Raw genomic sequence first — 517 nt, forward strand, 5'->3', positions numbered from 1 at the left:
CTCGGAGGGGTTCAGCGCGGCGGGCCGGAAAGCGCGGCGTGCAGCCAGCGCGCCGTAGCCGATCAGGAAGACGGCCCCGCTCGGAGGGGTTCAGCGCGGCGGGCCGGAAAGCGCGGCGTGCAGCCAGCGCGCCGTAGCCGATCAGGAAGACGGCCCCGCCCAGCTTGGCGACGGTCATCGCGTCGGGATGGGCGGTGACGAGCGCACCGACCCCGGCAATACCGGCGGCGATGAGGATCAGATCCGACACCGTGCACAGTGCGATCACCGGGACGACATGTTCGCCGCGGATGCCCTGACGCAGCACGAACGCGTTCTGTGCGCCGTGGTAGGCGATGAGCGCCATGGTGGTCAGGAAGCCGAGGAGGACGGGCGAGCTCATACCCCTGACGCTAGGGCCGTCGGTGGTATCAGTACAGCTAAATATTCTTACCTAGAATTAGATGAACTTAATCAGCTCCCCCCGGGCTGCACGCCGGGTCCTCACGCGGCTTCGAGATCGAGGAGCACTCGCTTG

At 66.9% G+C, this 517-nt stretch carries 1 protein-coding gene; it reads right to left on the reverse strand.

Annotated elements, in window-relative coordinates; genetic code table 11:
• Positions 1-382 (reverse strand): LysE/ArgO family amino acid transporter (locus H7J86_RS31655; protein ID WP_267295811.1); only part of this gene is annotated, 382 nt, incomplete at its 3' end.
• Positions 383-517 lie beyond the last annotated feature (135 nt).

The sequence above is a fragment of the Mycobacterium hackensackense genome (assembly GCF_025822555.1).
Lineage (GTDB): Bacteria > Actinomycetota > Actinomycetes > Mycobacteriales > Mycobacteriaceae > Mycobacterium > Mycobacterium fluoranthenivorans.